Source organism: Pseudokordiimonas caeni, assembly GCF_026719705.1.
Lineage (GTDB): Bacteria > Pseudomonadota > Alphaproteobacteria > Sphingomonadales > Kordiimonadaceae > Gimibacter > Gimibacter caeni.
In genome coordinates this window covers 177,029-190,691 of sequence record NZ_JAPPRR010000004.1, presented here as the reverse complement: position 1 = coordinate 190,691, position 13,663 = coordinate 177,029, and the positions used below count along the sequence as shown (strand labels likewise).

At 63.0% G+C, this 13,663-nt stretch carries 13 protein-coding genes; 5 read left to right on the top strand and 8 right to left on the bottom strand.

Going from position 1 to position 13,663, the window contains the following annotated elements; translation table 11 throughout:
• Positions 1 to 11 precede the first annotated feature (11 nt).
• The 7 genes from OU694_RS15760 to OU694_RS15730 form a co-directional block, all read right to left on the bottom strand.
• Positions 12 to 1,214 carry a dipeptidase gene (locus OU694_RS15760; protein ID WP_308911976.1) on the bottom strand — a complete coding sequence of 401 codons (1,203 nt, stop codon included), beginning with the start codon at positions 1,212 to 1,214 and terminating at the stop codon, positions 12 to 14.
• A 108-nt stretch (positions 1,215 to 1,322) separates the two neighbouring features.
• The gene (gene feoB, locus OU694_RS15755; protein WP_308911975.1) at positions 1,323 to 3,179 is read right to left on the bottom strand and encodes a ferrous iron transporter B; all 1,857 of its coding nucleotides are present in this window, start codon (positions 3,177 to 3,179) and stop codon (positions 1,323 to 1,325) included.
• On the bottom strand, positions 3,176 to 3,442 hold the full coding sequence (locus tag OU694_RS15750; RefSeq protein ID WP_308911974.1) for a FeoA family protein: 267 nt from the start codon (positions 3,440 to 3,442) through the stop codon (positions 3,176 to 3,178). The genes feoB and OU694_RS15750 overlap by 4 nt, the downstream gene beginning before the upstream one ends.
• A gap of 61 nt (positions 3,443 to 3,503) precedes the next feature.
• Complete coding sequence (locus OU694_RS15745; protein WP_308911973.1) at positions 3,504 to 4,157, bottom strand: tetratricopeptide repeat protein; 654 nt, start codon at positions 4,155 to 4,157, stop codon at positions 3,504 to 3,506.
• Between the two features lie 5 nt (positions 4,158 to 4,162).
• Complete coding sequence (locus tag OU694_RS15740; RefSeq protein WP_308911972.1) at positions 4,163 to 4,771, bottom strand: glutathione S-transferase; 609 nt, start codon at positions 4,769 to 4,771, stop codon at positions 4,163 to 4,165.
• A gap of 75 nt (positions 4,772 to 4,846) precedes the next feature.
• The gene (locus OU694_RS15735; protein ID WP_308911971.1) at positions 4,847 to 6,532 is read right to left on the bottom strand and encodes a glycoside hydrolase family 43 protein; all 1,686 of its coding nucleotides are present in this window, start codon (positions 6,530 to 6,532) and stop codon (positions 4,847 to 4,849) included.
• Positions 6,533 to 6,612: 80 nt separating this feature from the next.
• Complete coding sequence (locus OU694_RS15730; RefSeq protein WP_308911970.1) at positions 6,613 to 6,915, bottom strand: hypothetical protein; 303 nt, start codon at positions 6,913 to 6,915, stop codon at positions 6,613 to 6,615.
• Positions 6,916 to 7,053: 138 nt separating this feature from the next.
• Here OU694_RS15730 and OU694_RS15725 point away from each other — a divergent pair, with 138 nt between their 5' ends.
• Genes OU694_RS15725 through OU694_RS15715 form a run of 3 tightly spaced genes read left to right on the top strand, consistent with a single transcriptional unit; the run spans position 7,054 to position 8,649 of the window.
• Positions 7,054 to 7,599: a pyridoxamine 5'-phosphate oxidase family protein gene (locus OU694_RS15725; RefSeq protein WP_308911969.1), complete on the top strand. Its 546-nt coding sequence runs from the start codon at positions 7,054 to 7,056 to the stop codon at positions 7,597 to 7,599.
• Between the two features lie 5 nt (positions 7,600 to 7,604).
• Positions 7,605 to 8,135, top strand: a complete 531-nt coding sequence (locus OU694_RS15720) for a putative signal transducing protein (protein WP_308911968.1) — start codon at positions 7,605 to 7,607, stop codon at positions 8,133 to 8,135.
• A gap of 46 nt (positions 8,136 to 8,181) precedes the next feature.
• A complete protein-coding gene (locus OU694_RS15715) occupies positions 8,182 to 8,649 on the top strand; it encodes a hypothetical protein (protein WP_308911967.1) in 468 nt (155 codons plus the stop codon).
• Here the strand turns inward: OU694_RS15715 and hrpB are convergent.
• Positions 8,646 to 11,144 carry an ATP-dependent helicase HrpB gene (gene hrpB / locus OU694_RS15710; protein WP_308911966.1) on the bottom strand — a complete coding sequence of 833 codons (2,499 nt, stop codon included), beginning with the start codon at positions 11,142 to 11,144 and terminating at the stop codon, positions 8,646 to 8,648. The two genes, OU694_RS15715 and hrpB, sit on opposite strands and share 4 nt — an antisense overlap.
• A gap of 73 nt (positions 11,145 to 11,217) precedes the next feature.
• Here hrpB and OU694_RS15705 point away from each other — a divergent pair, with 73 nt between their 5' ends.
• Entirely contained in the window at positions 11,218 to 12,354 is a 1,137-nt protein-coding gene (locus OU694_RS15705; RefSeq protein WP_308911965.1) for a CaiB/BaiF CoA transferase family protein, read from the top strand.
• Entirely contained in the window at positions 12,351 to 13,526 is a 1,176-nt protein-coding gene (locus tag OU694_RS15700; protein WP_308911964.1) for a glycosyltransferase family 87 protein, read from the top strand. The genes OU694_RS15705 and OU694_RS15700 overlap by 4 nt, the downstream gene beginning before the upstream one ends.
• Positions 13,527 to 13,663: the final 137 nt, after the last annotated feature.

Sequence of the window (13,663 nt, the reverse complement as noted above, 5' to 3'; positions counted from 1 at the left end):
GAACCGGACGCTCAGGGCTGGGCTGCCGCCTCAACCACGCGCCACACGCGCATCAGGTTGCCCCCAAGGATCTTGGTGATGGCCACCTCGTCGTAACCGCGCGACAGAAGACCATCGACAAGAGCCGGATAGTCGGACACGTCCTTGAAGCCGATGGGCAGGCTGTCACCCACACCGTCGAAGTCCGACCCGATGCCGACCGCATCGATCCCGGCAATCTTCACGACATAGTCGATATGGTCGAGCACGTCATCAAGGGTGGCATAGGGATAGGGATGGGTCATCCGGTAGGAAATCCCGAACGCATCTTCGCCGGCGTGGGATTTTTCCTCGCCCGATGCTGCGAGATGGGCTTCATAAGCGGCGTCGCGTTCCTTGCCCCAGTTGTTGGCCGCTTCCGTGAGGAAGGACGAGCCCGCATTGATCATGATCACGCCGCCCTTCTTGGCGAGTGCGACGATCATGTCGTCGGCCATGTTGCGCTCGAACCCCGGTGTGAAGTGACGCGCGGAAGAGTGCGAGGCGATCGGCGGCACGTCGGTCAGCGCCATCACATCCCAGAAAGCTTCGTCGGACACATGGCTGATATCAACCATGATGCCGAGCGCGTTCATCTTTTTCACGACCTCGGCGCCATATTCGGAAAGGCCGCCGTTCGGGCGTTCGGGATCGTAACTGCTGTCGGCAATCGCGTTGGCCTTGGCGTGGGCAAGCGTCACATAGCGGATACCGCGATTGTAGAAGTGATCCAGAAGGTCAAGATCAGCAATCGGCGAGCCGTTCTCCATGCCAAGCGGCAGGGCGATGACGCCGTCTTTCTGCGCTGCTTCCACATCGGCGGCCGATTTGGCCACACGGAACTTGTCCGGATGTTCAGCGGCGATCTTTTCGACCATCGAGATCAGGTCGTTCGCGAGCACGGTGGCGTCCGGCGTGCCATCGAGCTTCGAAGGGGTGTAGATCGACATGAAGGGGGCATCAAGGCCGCCTTCCTTTGCACGGGGATAATCGAAATCACCGCCTTGGGTTGCGGCCGATATGTCATCCCACTTTTCCTGCAGGCGATAGGGCACGTCGATATGGGTATCGACGATAAGGGCCGATTGCGCGATGCGGACGGCATCCTCGCTCGGGCCTTCGGGTTTGGTCACCTTGTCTTCGCATGCGGCGAGGCTGACGCCGGCGAGCAGGGCCAAAAGTACGGTCTTCTTCATGTCTGTCCCCCTTGACTGGATCCGTGCCGCTTCACATCCCGGCCCGGTTGGGCCAGAGACTAGCGAGCGGAGCGGCCCGAGGGCAAGGGGCAATCCACCCCTTTTTCCTCAGGCGCTGAAGGCGAGCGCGATCCGGTATGTGAGGAACGCGGCAAGATAGGCGAGGCCAAAGAGGTAGCCGATCATCACAAGCGGCCATTTCCACCCGCCGGTTTCCCGCTTGGTGACGGCGATGGTCGACAGGCACTGCGGCGCGAAGACATACCAGGCGAGGAAGGCAAGCGCGGTCGGCAGCGTCCAGCCCGAGGCCAGAAGGCCGACAAGGCTGTCTGCCACGACTTCCTCGTCACCCGACAGCGCGTAAACCGTGCCAAGAGCGGCGACGGCGACTTCGCGGGCAGCAAGGCCGGGCACGAGCGCGACCGAGATTTCCCAGTTGAAACCGAGCGGCGCAAACACGGTGGCAAGGCCTTTTCCGATGATGCCGACGTAGCTGTAGGCAATATCGGGCTCGGTCGCGCCTTCGGGCGGCAGCGGATAGGAACCAAGCACCCACAGGATGATCATGGCGGTCAGGATGATCGTGCCCGCGCGGCGCAGGAACACTTTGGCGCGTTCCAGAAGGCCGACGAAAATATAGCGCAGGTGCGGCACCTGATATTTCGGCAGCTCCAGCAGGAAAGGCTGGCGCTTACCGTCCGACAGCACGCGCTTGAACACGAAGGCGGCAAGAAGCGCGAAAACGATGCCAGAAAGATAAAGGCCGAACATCACAAGGCCCTGCAGGCCGACCATCCCGCCCCAGACGCTTTCGTTCGGGATGAAGGCCGCGATCACGAGCGTATAGACCGGCAGGCGGGCCGAGCAGGTCATCAGCGGCGCGATCAGGATCGTGGTCAGCCGGTCCTTGGGATCTGCAATCGTGCGGGCGGCCATGATGCCGGGGATGGCGCAGGCAAAGCTCGACAGGAGCGGAATGAAGGCCCGGCCATTCAGGCCCACGGACGACATCAGCCGGTCCATAAGATAGGCGGCACGGACGAGATACCCCGAAGATTCAAGCGCGAGGATGAAGGTGAACAGGATCAGAATCTGCGGCAGGAAGATGACCACACTGCCAACACCTGCCAGAATCCCGTCGTTGAGGAGACTGAGAACCCAGCCATCGGGCAGGGTGTCAGCAAGCCAACCCTGCAGGCTGGCGACACCACCGTCGATCATGTCCATCGGCGTTTCCGCCCATGAAAAGACGGCCTGGAACATCACGAAAAGCAGCGAAAAAAGGATGATCGGGCCTGCCACCGGATGCAGGAACAGGGCATCAAGCTGGCGGGTGATCTTGTGGCCGCTGCCTTCCGCAAGCGTCACCTCGCGCGCCATGGCACGGGCGTCGCGCTGCAACTGGCGCAAGGGCGGCAGGTCGGTCGGCGCCTGCTCGGACACTGTGCCAAGCACGCCGATGGCCGCCTTGATTTCGGCAATGCCCGTCTTGCGCACGGCGACAGTTTCGATCACCGGCACGCCAAGGCGCTTCGACAGGCCTTCGACATCGATCTCGATGCCTTCACGGCGCGCGAGGTCGGTCATGTTCAATGCCACCACCATCGGCAGGCCTGTCGCCTTCAGTTCAAGCGCGAACCGCAGGTGCTGGCCAAGGTTCGTGGCATCCAGCACGCAGACAATGCCATCAGGCCGCGCCTCGAAGGCGGAGCGCCCGAAAAGCGCGTCACAGGTGACGGCCTCATCAGGGCTTTTCGGCGTCAGGCTGTAGGTGCCGGGCAGGTCGATCAGCTCGACATATGGCGCGCCGGTCATGCGGCCGCTGTGGCGCTCGACCGTGGCCCCCGGATAGTTGGCAACCTTCTGCCGAAGCCCCGTCAGCGTGTTGAAAAGGGCGGATTTGCCGCAGTTCGGGTTGCCAACAAGGGCGATCCGCAGCGTCTTCACGGTTTCGGGGGCATTCATTGAGTTTTCACCAGAATCAGATTGGCTTCGGCGCGGCGCAGGGCAACGGTCATGGATCCGACGGCAACCACGATGGGGTCGCGGCCGAAGGGGCTTTGATGCAGCACGGTCGCGTCCAGTTCTTCGGCGAAGCCAAGCTCGCGCAGGCGTTCGGCATTGTCGGCGCCGTCCGGCGCGTCGGCCTCTTCGATTGCGACAATCCGGCCACCTTGGCCGGGCGCCAAAGTGCCCAGTCGCATCGTTTCACCTGTCTGTTGCTGCATGTAAAAGCCCTGTCTTGAGAACCATTCTCAAGTCAGGCGATAGCACGCGCGCATTCCCGCTTCAAGGTGAAACCGGATTGTCCGCCAGCGCTTTGCGAAGAGTATCGAGATTGTGATGGCACGACAGCACTTCCGGGCTATCGGCGCCGAGGGCTGCCTCAAGGATCGGCAGGGCACGTTTCAGGTTGGTTTCGGCCTCCGCATACTCGCCGCTGCGGATATAGGAAAGGCCCATATTGTTGATTGTGCGGCCGATATTGACATCATCAGCCGGCAGGGTTGCCTCGAAAACCGGCAGGGCCTTGCCATAATAGTGGCGGGCGAGTTCGCTTTGGCCGCGCTGGTCGGCGATGAGACCCAGGTTATTGAGCGTCACCCCGAGCGTGGCGAACGGGCCTTCGGACGTGGCTTTGAAAATCGCCAGCGCCTGCTTGTAATAATGATAGGCGGTGTCCGGGCTGTCGCGCTCCAGCTCTACGTCGCCGAGATTCGATAGCGTCACGGCGACAGAAGGATGGCCACGGCCGCGTTCCATCCGTGCAAGTTCCAGGGCTTCCTGAAGGGTCTGCGAGGCGAGATCATACTGCCGCATCAGGAGAAGCCCCTTGGCTTCCTGCATCATGGCATCCCATTCGTCGCCGGCCGTCTGGGCTTGCGCAGGCAGGGCCGGGGCGGTGACGAGAAGACAAAGGGCGAAAAACTTGCGGGCACGCATCGGGCTCAGGCCCCGCGCGTTGGCAGGGATTGCACAGATTTTCGCTTGCTGAAGGCTTCGAAAAAGTCGGCAAGCGCGGTGCGGCCCGAGCGCCAGTCGAGATGATCGAACCGGAAATCGAGATAATCTAGCGCCGAATAGGCCGCGATTTCCGCAATCGTGATGCCGCTTTCGTAAAGGGCTTCGCGCTGCAGGGCATCAAGTGCCGCAATGATCTTGCCCGTTTGCGCATCCACCCATTGCTGCCACTGCAGCGGGGCAGGGCGCAGCGCGGTTTCGTAGCGGGTTGCGACGGCTGCATCCATAAGCCCGTCGGACAGCGCCTGCAGGCGCAGCGCCCGCCAGTGTGCATTGCCGCCTGTCGGGAGCAGCGTGCCTTTGCCGACAGTGTTCAGATATTCGACGATAACCCGGCTGTCATAGAGGACCGCGCCATCGTCGGTTTGCAGGGCGGGGATTTTGCCAAGCGGATTGACGGCTGCAATCACCGGGTCCTGCTTGGTGGGCACGGTGTTGACGGTAACGAGTTGCAGCTTGTCGGCGAGGCCCAGTTCAATCGCGGCGATCAGGACTTTGCGTACGTAAGGCGAGGTAGGCGATACAAAAAGCTTCATCAGAACAATCCTCCGGGACGAACGGAGATTAAGTAGCTGATCCGAAACGCGCAAGTGACGAACGTGTGACGGGCGTCACGGCCCGCTCGCATAAAGGCCGAAAACGGCACCCACGAAGCCCCCCGCGACTGCCGTGGAAAGGATTGTGCCATCGGCGCCGGCTATCAGTGTTTGCCACGGCCCGTCCGTTCCTTCGGCATAAAGGAAACTGTAGCTGCCGCCGTTCGCCTCGATCTTCAGGCGCACGGGTGCTTTGGTATCACCCTTCAGGGGCGCACTGGCGAGTGCGATGCCATCCGGTGCTTCTGTTTCGCCGGCACGGCGGCGGAGTTCGACGATCCGGTTGCCGGCCTCGTCCAGCGTTACGGCAAGCGCATAGAAGAAGGCGTCGTTCTGGAAGGCGGCGATCCCCGCACACTGGTTCACATCCGGCTGGAACGTGACGGCGGTCGCGGCACTCGCCGTCATATGCTGCTGGCGGCGTGCGACGAAGGAGGGATTACGACCGCTGCCGAGCCCGTCGGCTTGCGGGGTGAGGATGAGCGTGCCGCCATCAAGCTTTGCCCAGTCCCCATGGCCTTCGCGCAGCGATATCCAGTGGCCGTCAAGCGCAGCGCCGTCGAATTCGTCCCGGTAGCTGAAGTTACCATTTGTCGGCAGGCTTGGCGGCGCCGCTTTCGGCAAGCTCGGGCGTTCGTCCAGATACGGCACCTTGGCGCCGCGCTTCAGGATGATCGGCCAGCCGTCCGGGGTCCAGCGTACCGGCAGCAGATAGGTTTCCCGCCCCGTGTTGTAATGATCCTGCGTGTCATAAGGGCGCACGCCGAGGAAGGTGGCCCACCAGTTGCCCGCATCATCCTGCACATAGTCGGCGTGCCCGACAGAGGTAACCGGGAAGGGCCGGTCTTCGCTGAGGTCGCGCTGGGTGAGGATAGGATTGCCCTCGTAGGGCGTATAGGGCCCGGTCACGGTACGCGACCTGAGGATCACCTGCGAATGGCCGCGCGCTGTGCCGCCTTCCGCCGCGCTCAGATAATACCAGCCGTCGCGTTTGTAGATGTGCGGGCCTTCGATCCAGATCGGTTTTTCCTCGGGCCGTACGCCACCATCGATGATGACGTGTGCGTCCGAGATCGGCTGGAAGGTTTCAGGATCGATCTCGCGTAGCCAGATGGCGCGGTGACCCTCGTAGCGGGGCTCGCCTTCGGGTGCGTCATTGTTCATCAGCCACACTCGGCCATCTTCATCGAAGAAAAGCGACGGGTCGATCCCGCCCACGTCAGGCAGCCACACGGGGTCGGACCATGGGCCCGCCGGGTCCTTCGCCGTGACGATGAAATTGCCGCGGCAATCGACACAGGTGTTGGCGATATAATAGGTGCCATCCCGGTAGGAAATGGTCGGCGCGAACACGCCGCGCGAAAGGCCAAGGCCTGAGAAATCGAGCATACCGGGCCGGTCGATGGCGTGGCCGATCAGCGACCAGCTGACAAGGTCGGTGCTGCGATAGACGGGCAGGCCCGGAAACCAGCCGAAGGTGGAGGTCACCAGATAATAGGCGCCGTCACCGCCGCGCACGATGCCCGGATCAGGGTGGAAGCCCGATAGGATCGGGTTCAGATATTGGCTGTCAGTCGGCTTCACAAAGCGATAGATCGCGTCGTTGCCTTCATAGCCGAACCAGTCGAACCGCGCATCACCGGCAGATGCGGCACCCGTGGCCATCATCAGGGCAGCGCCCAGAAATCCCTTGAAAGTCATCCCTCTTCCTCCGTTGTCACAGAAAATGGCAGCGCTACCATTTTTGAGCAACAGGAAAGGGAAGGGCTTTCGGGAAAATGTCAGGCTTGCACGGTCGGCGGGGTGCCGGGGGCCTTGCGGACGGGCGGGGTTGTCCGGTGTGCGATGCGGCGCAGGAAAGCCGGCAGGTGCGGGACAACAGCCCCGATACGGCGGCTGGCTTCCGGGTGGCGGCCGCGCCAGCGGCGAAAGGCGCGCAACATCAGGGGGTTCAGGGCAAGGACGGCAAGGCCGATCACCATCAGCGGAATGCCAAGCGGAATGGGCAATGGAAACAGGATTGCCCCGATCAGGAAAATCAGGGCGCCAAGCGGCAGGGCGATCCAGCGTTTGAGCGACTTCATCGCGTCGGTCCGTTCCAATACTGGCGGCGCCACGGGGGCCGCTCTATCTTGTGATCGTCACATCTAAAGATGAATTTTGACTTTATGGTGTCAAATGCGTTCAAATTGAACGATCACACCTGACCGGAGAGTTTCCCCATGGCCGAATTTTTTGACGAGATCAGTGACAAGCTCGCCGATTTCATCGCCAGCCAGCCCATGTTCTTCACCGCTACGGCCTGTGCAACGGGGCGGATCAACCTCAGCCCCAAGGGAATGGACACCTTCCGGGTGCTGAACCCGAAGCTTTGCGGTTATCTCGATCTCACCGGCAGCGGCAACGAAACGGCGGCACACCTGAAGCATGACGGACGGCTGACCTTCATGTTCAACAGCTTCACCCGCAATCCGCTGATCCTGCGCCTTTATGGTCGGGGCCGGGTGGTGCGTCCGCACCATGCTGACTTTGCCGGGCTTGCCTCCCATTTTCCGACCGATCTGGCGGGGGCACGGCAGATTGTACTGATGGATGTGGAAAGCGTGCAAACAAGCTGCGGCTATGCGGTGCCTGAAATGGAGTTGAAGGCCGTTCGCCCCACGCTCGTCAAATGGGCGGAAACGAAAGGCGCTGAAACAGTGGTCGACTATCAGGCCCGCAAGAATGTGACCTCGATCGACGGCTTCCCGACCGGGCTGATGGACTGACGATCATGCCGGCCCCGAACGAAGAACCGATTTCACCCGATGAACTGCTGCCGCTGCGCACGGGGCTTGATCCTATGGAAGCGCAGGTCATGAAAAGCGTGCTGGCGTCCGAAGGGATCGACTGTTTCCTTTCGAACGAGAATATGGGCACGCTCGGCTATGGTGTGCGGATCGATCTTCTTGTGAAGGCGGTGGACAAGGTGCGGGCCGAGCTGGCGCTGAGGAAAGTCGCTGTCCTGCCGCGCCGGGTGCATGCGTTGCCGCCGTCGGTGGACGAGGACGATATCGCCTGCCCGCAGTGCGGCTCCATCCGTGTCGGCATCCACACCGGCCCGGTGCCGACCATGATCCCGGGCCTGAAGACGAAACAGAAGCCGGGTGAACGCTGGCGGCATTGCATCGAATGCGGCACCTATTACCCGGAAGGTGCCCGCCGCCATTTCGATTCCTTCTTTCTCGCCATCATGTGGGGCGCCACGCTCGCCGGTGCCACGCTCGGCCTTATGTGGCTGATCCGGTGGTTGCGCTGGCTCTGAAAGTGCCTATCTTCAGGATATTGGCGCGTTTCAGGGGAAGGCCCGCATGTTCGATTTCGGTGATCTTGTAACGCTTCTCGCCCTTTTGGTGGCGGGGGCCTCGATCCTCTGGGGTTTTTCGCAGCGCGGACTGAACGTGCGCGTCGAGATCCGCAAGGTGTGCAGCCATATCGGCGCCAAGGTTGCTACCTGCAACGGCCTGATCGACGACAACGAACACAAGGCCAAGCTACTGCGCGCGGCAGGCAATGTGCATCCGGCGGTGGAACGGGCGAGTGATCAGGAGTACGCCGCCGGCCGCCGCTATTTCTGCGAATGTGTCTGGTCGGACGTGCGCTGGGTCGGGCGCAAGATGATCTGGAAGTTCGGCCCATATCTTGAAGAAGAGCTCGGCAAACTGCACCGCGACATGGCGGACGTGGAGCAGCTTCTGGCGGAGCTTGAGAAGGAAGGCGAAACGCTCGACCGGGAACTGGTGGCCGCAGGCATTTCAGCCGGTCGCACCCCGCACTAGCGCCTCGGCTTCGCCCTTGCCGTCGGTTCGGCTTCCAGCGGATTGTCCGGCCAGTAATGCTTGGGGTAGCGGCCTTTCATGTCGGCCTTCACATGCGCGTAGGCGCCATTCCAGAAACTGACCAGATCCTGCGTCACCGCGAGCGGCCTGTGGGCGGGGGACAGCAGATGCAGCAGCACTGGCACGCGGCCGTTCATGATGGTGGGCGTTTCGGTCGCTCCGAACATTTCCTGCAGGCGGCAGGCAAGGACGGGGACGTCGCCCGCGTCATAATCAAGCGGGTGGCGGTTGCCTGTCGGCACCGTCAGGTGGGTTGGCACCAGCCGGTCCAGCGTTTGGGCGGCGTTCCAGTCAATGAGGCCCTTGAGCGCTGAAGAAAGGTCGATATTGGCAAGGTGCGCCTTGCGGCTGACGCCTGTCAGGTAAGGTGCGAGCCAATCCTCAAGACTAGCCATCAATGCTTCGTCCGAAAGGTCCGGCCAATCTTCGGGTGCATGTTTCGCGGCAAAGCGCACACGGGCGCGCCATGCGGACAGTTCCTTCGTCCAGGGCAGGGCATTCAGCCCCATCGCACGGATGCCGTCGATCATCGCTGCCGCCCTGGCCTTGGCTGAGGCATCCTTCAGCGGCTTTTCCTCAAGTTCCAGCGACCACAGCCGTTTCACGCGCCGCGCGATAACTGTTTCGGTGCGGCTATCCCAATGGACTTCTTCCCCGGTGGTGATCGCGTCCGCAAAATCAGCCTCGATATCGGCGAGATCAATGGGGGCTGCAAGGAAGATGCGGGCATTTTGCCGGTCGCCATCCATATGGGCGACGGCGAGGAATTCCTCGCGAGAAAGCGCGTCGGTTGGAGGCAATATGGCGCCCCTGCCGTTTGACAGGCGGAAATCCCCCTGTTTGCCCCGCTTCATGGCAAGGCGGTCGGGATAGGCGAGCGCGAGCACGCGGCCAGCCTCTGCCGGATCCGCCCCGCTGTTCGCGCTGTCCCCCAGTTGCCGCCGCCAGTCGCGGGCGGATTGTTTGGCACGCTCGAACGCGCCGCGATCAAGGCTGAGGTCAGCGGGTATACGTTCCTTGCCAGAAAGGAGCTCCAGCCGCAGCCGCAGGTCGGCGTCGCGTGCGTCCGGCGGGCCTTTCAGGAAGTCGCGTTCCGACAGGATTGCGGCGATATCGGCGCCGAGGGCGCCGAGGCCATCTTGCCCCGCACGCGCCATCATATGGGCGAGGCGCGGATGGGTGCCAAGCGCTGCCATCTGCCGCCCGTGCGGGGTGGCGCGGCCGTCCGCGTCCACCGCACCCAGCCGCACCAGCAGGTCCCGTGCCTGCGCGAGCGGGGCGGCAGGCGGCGGGTCGAGAAGCGCGAGGCCTGTGCCTTCCGGATCACCCCAGACGGCAAGTTCAAGCGCGAGGCCTGCGAGATCGGCTTCCATGATTTCGGGCGGTGTGTGGGGACTGAGGGCGCGGTTCGCCGCCTCGCTCCACAGCCGCCAGCAGGTGCCGGGGGCGGTTCGCCCGGCCCGGCCTGCGCGCTGGGCGGCGGCGGCGGCCGACACGCGCACGGTCTTCAGGGCTGTCATGCCGCTTGCCGGATCGAACGCCGGGCTTCGCCGGTAGCCGCTGTCGATCACGATGGTGACCCCGTCGATCGTCAGGCTCGTTTCCGCAATGGCGGTAGCGAGTACGACCTTGCGGCGGCCTTGCGCATCGGGCCTCACGGCACGGGTCTGGTCTTCAAGCTTCAGGTCGCCGTAAAGCGGCAGGATCAGGCAATCATCCGCAAAGCCCGCCTCCGCGATCAGCCGTTCGGTGCGGCGAATTTCTGCTTGTCCCGGCAGGAAGACGAGCGCGTCGCCGGGCTGTTCCTTCAAGGCTTGGCGGAGGGCCGAGACAACGCCAGTTTCCATCCACTGGCCTGCGGGTTGATCCACATACTTGAGTGCGACCGGAAAGCTGCGGCCTTCGCTGGTGAGGCGTTTTGCCCCCGGCAACAGGCTCATCACCCGCTCGCCGTCGAGGGTCGCGGACATCACGACAAGCTTCAGGTCATCGCGCAGGCCCTGCTGCGCCTCGATGGCAAAGGCGAGGGCGAGATCGCTATCAAGGCTGCGTTCGTGGAATTCGTCGAAGAGAACAGCAGCCACACCTTCAAGTGACGGGTCGCCCTGTATCTGGCGCAAAAAGAGCCCGGTGGTGACGACCTCGACAATCGTATCCTTGCCGATCTTCCTGTCCTGCCGCACGCGGTAACCGACGCGCCCGCCGACGGGCTCGTCCAACGTCGCGGCCATGCGCTCGGCGGCGGTACGTGCGGCGATCCGGCGGGGCTCCAGAAGGATGATCTTGCCTGCCTTGCCGAGTGTGTCCATGAGCGCCAAGGGCACCCGTGTTGTCTTGCCTGCCCCCGGCGGCGCTTCGAGCACAAGCGACGGCGCGGCCTCGAGCGAGGCGGTAATCTCCGGCAGCAGGGGATCGATGGGCAGCATGTCTTTCATGCTCTGGCTCATACCGGCTTGGCGCCGCCAAGTCCATGTGTCTAAATACCGGCGGGAAATGTGGGAGAGATATATGGACAAGCCGCTCAAGGGCGTTCGCGTGATCGAAATGGCGGGGATCGGCCCCGGCCCCTTCGCCGGCATGTGGCTGGCCGATCAGGGAGCTGAGGTGATCCGTGTCGAGCGGCCGGGCGGTACGCCCGGGGCGGAACGCGATGTCCTGTTGCGCGGGCGCCGTGTCGTGCAGGTAAACCTGAAAGCGCCCGAAGGCGTGGCGCTGGTGAAGGAACTGGTGGCCAGCGCTGATGCGATCATTGAAGGCTTTCGCCCCGGCGTGATGGAACGGCTGGGGCTTGGGCCTGATGCGCTGCTCGCGGTGAATGGAAAGCTTGTTTATGGCCGCATGACCGGCTGGGGTCAGTCCGGCCCATGGGCGCCGACTGCGGGGCACGATATGAATTATATCGCGCTCACCGGTGCCCTGCATGCCATCGGGCGGGCGGGGGAGCGGCCGGTGCCGCCCCTTAATCTCGTTGGTGATTTCGGCGGCGGCGCCATGTTCCTTGTCACTGGCATGCTGGCCGCACTTCTCGCCGTCAAGAACGGCGCCGAGGGTCGGGTGGTGGATGCCGCGATGGTGGATGGTGCCGCGCTCCTGATGGCCATGATGTACAGCTTCAAAGGTATGGGCCTGTGGCGCGACGCAGCAGGCTACAATCTCCTCGATGGTGGCGCGCACTTCTATGACACCTACGAATGCGCCGACGGCAAGTGGCTGTCGGTCGCGCCCATCGAACCGCAGTTTTATGCCGAGTTCCGCCGCCTGACGGGGCTCGATGCCGACCCCGTGCTTGATACGCAGATGGATGCCAAAGGCTGGCCCGCCCTCAAGGAGCGGGTTGCGGCAGCATTGAAAACCCGGACGCGCGACGAGTGGATGGCGGTTTTCGAAGGCACCGACGCCTGCGTGGCGCCTGTCCTTTCGATGACCGAAGCCCCGGCTCATCCGCACATGGCGGCGCGCGGCGTGTTCGCGGAAAATGGCGGCGTGATGCAGCCAAACCCCGCACCGCGGTATGGTGATACAGCTCCCGAGACACCGACGATGATGACACGCGGGCAGAATGACACGCGCGCGGTGCTTGAAAGCCTCGGGATCGATGCCGCGCGTATCGAGGCGCTGGCGGCCGCCAAGGCCGTGGCCCTGTGACGAAGCCGACCGGTATACCGCGCTGGATGACGGCGGAGCGGCTTACGGCCTATCCCGCCATGCTCCTTGCCTTCTATGTGGTGGCGATTGCTGCGTGGATATTGCTGGCTGACGGGATCATCGACCGTAACGGCAAACCCCTTGGTACTGATTTCATCAGCTTCCACGCGGCGGCGACGCTTGCTTTGGACGGCACGCCGGAACTTGCCTATGAAGCCAAGGCGCATCATGCGCGGGAAACCGCCATCGCCGGGCAGGATGTGGGCTATTACAGCTTCAGCTATCCGCCGGGCTTTCTCATGCTGCTCGCGCCCTTTGGACTTTTACCTTATCCGTTCGCCGTTCTCCTGTGGCTCGGGTTGACGCTCGCGGCCCTCCTGTATGTTGTGCGGCAGGTGACGCCCGATAAGGCGGCGATCCTGCTGGTGCTCGCCTTCCCGGCCACTTTCGTCACCTTCGGGCACGGGCAAAATGCTTTCCTGACCGCTGCGCTGATGGGGGCAGCGTTCGTCACGCTAGACAAGCGGCCTTGGGTCGCCGGCGTCTTCATCGGGCTTTTGACCATCAAGCCGCACCTTGGGCTTTTGTGGCCGCTCGCCCTGCTCGCCGGCGGGCATTGGCGCACGATCGTGGCGGCGGGCGTCACCACGCTCTTGCTGCAGGGCGCAACCTGGCTTGCCTTCGGCACAGCCACATGGGTCGGCTTTCTGGAAGGAGGCACGCTGGCCACACGGGTGCTGACCGAAGGGCTGGTGCCCTGGTCGAAGATGCAAAGCCTTTATGCCGGCCTGCGCCTCATCGGTGTGCCGCATGTTGCGGCGATGGCAGTCCATGGCATGGCGGCGGTTATCGCTGCCGTTGCCGTGTGGCAGGTCTGGCGGCGCGGTGCGCCGCTTGGTGTGCGCGCGGCGACCCTTGTGACGAGCGCCCTGATCGTCACACCCTTTGTGCTGGATTATGACCTGATGATCCTTGCCCCCGGGCTTCTGCTTTTTGCACTTCATGGCCGCGAGCATGGCTTCCGCGCGGGCGAGGCGATCACGGTTGCTCTCCTGTTTGTGTGGCCACTCGTCGCGCGGGCGATTGCGGGGGCGACGCATCTTGGCCTCACGCCGGTGTTTCTCTTCGGTTTTCTGGCCCTTTTGTGGCGGCGCACACAGGGCAAGCAATAAAGTTTCAAAAAAAACTGATGCGCCGCAACAAAAGACGCGCTAGTGTCCGCCCTCTGCCGCGACCGGCCCGCGGCATAAAAAAGATATAATAAAGGTCGCCGGGGCCCCGCAAATCGTCATCGCCGTGCAACAGTTGG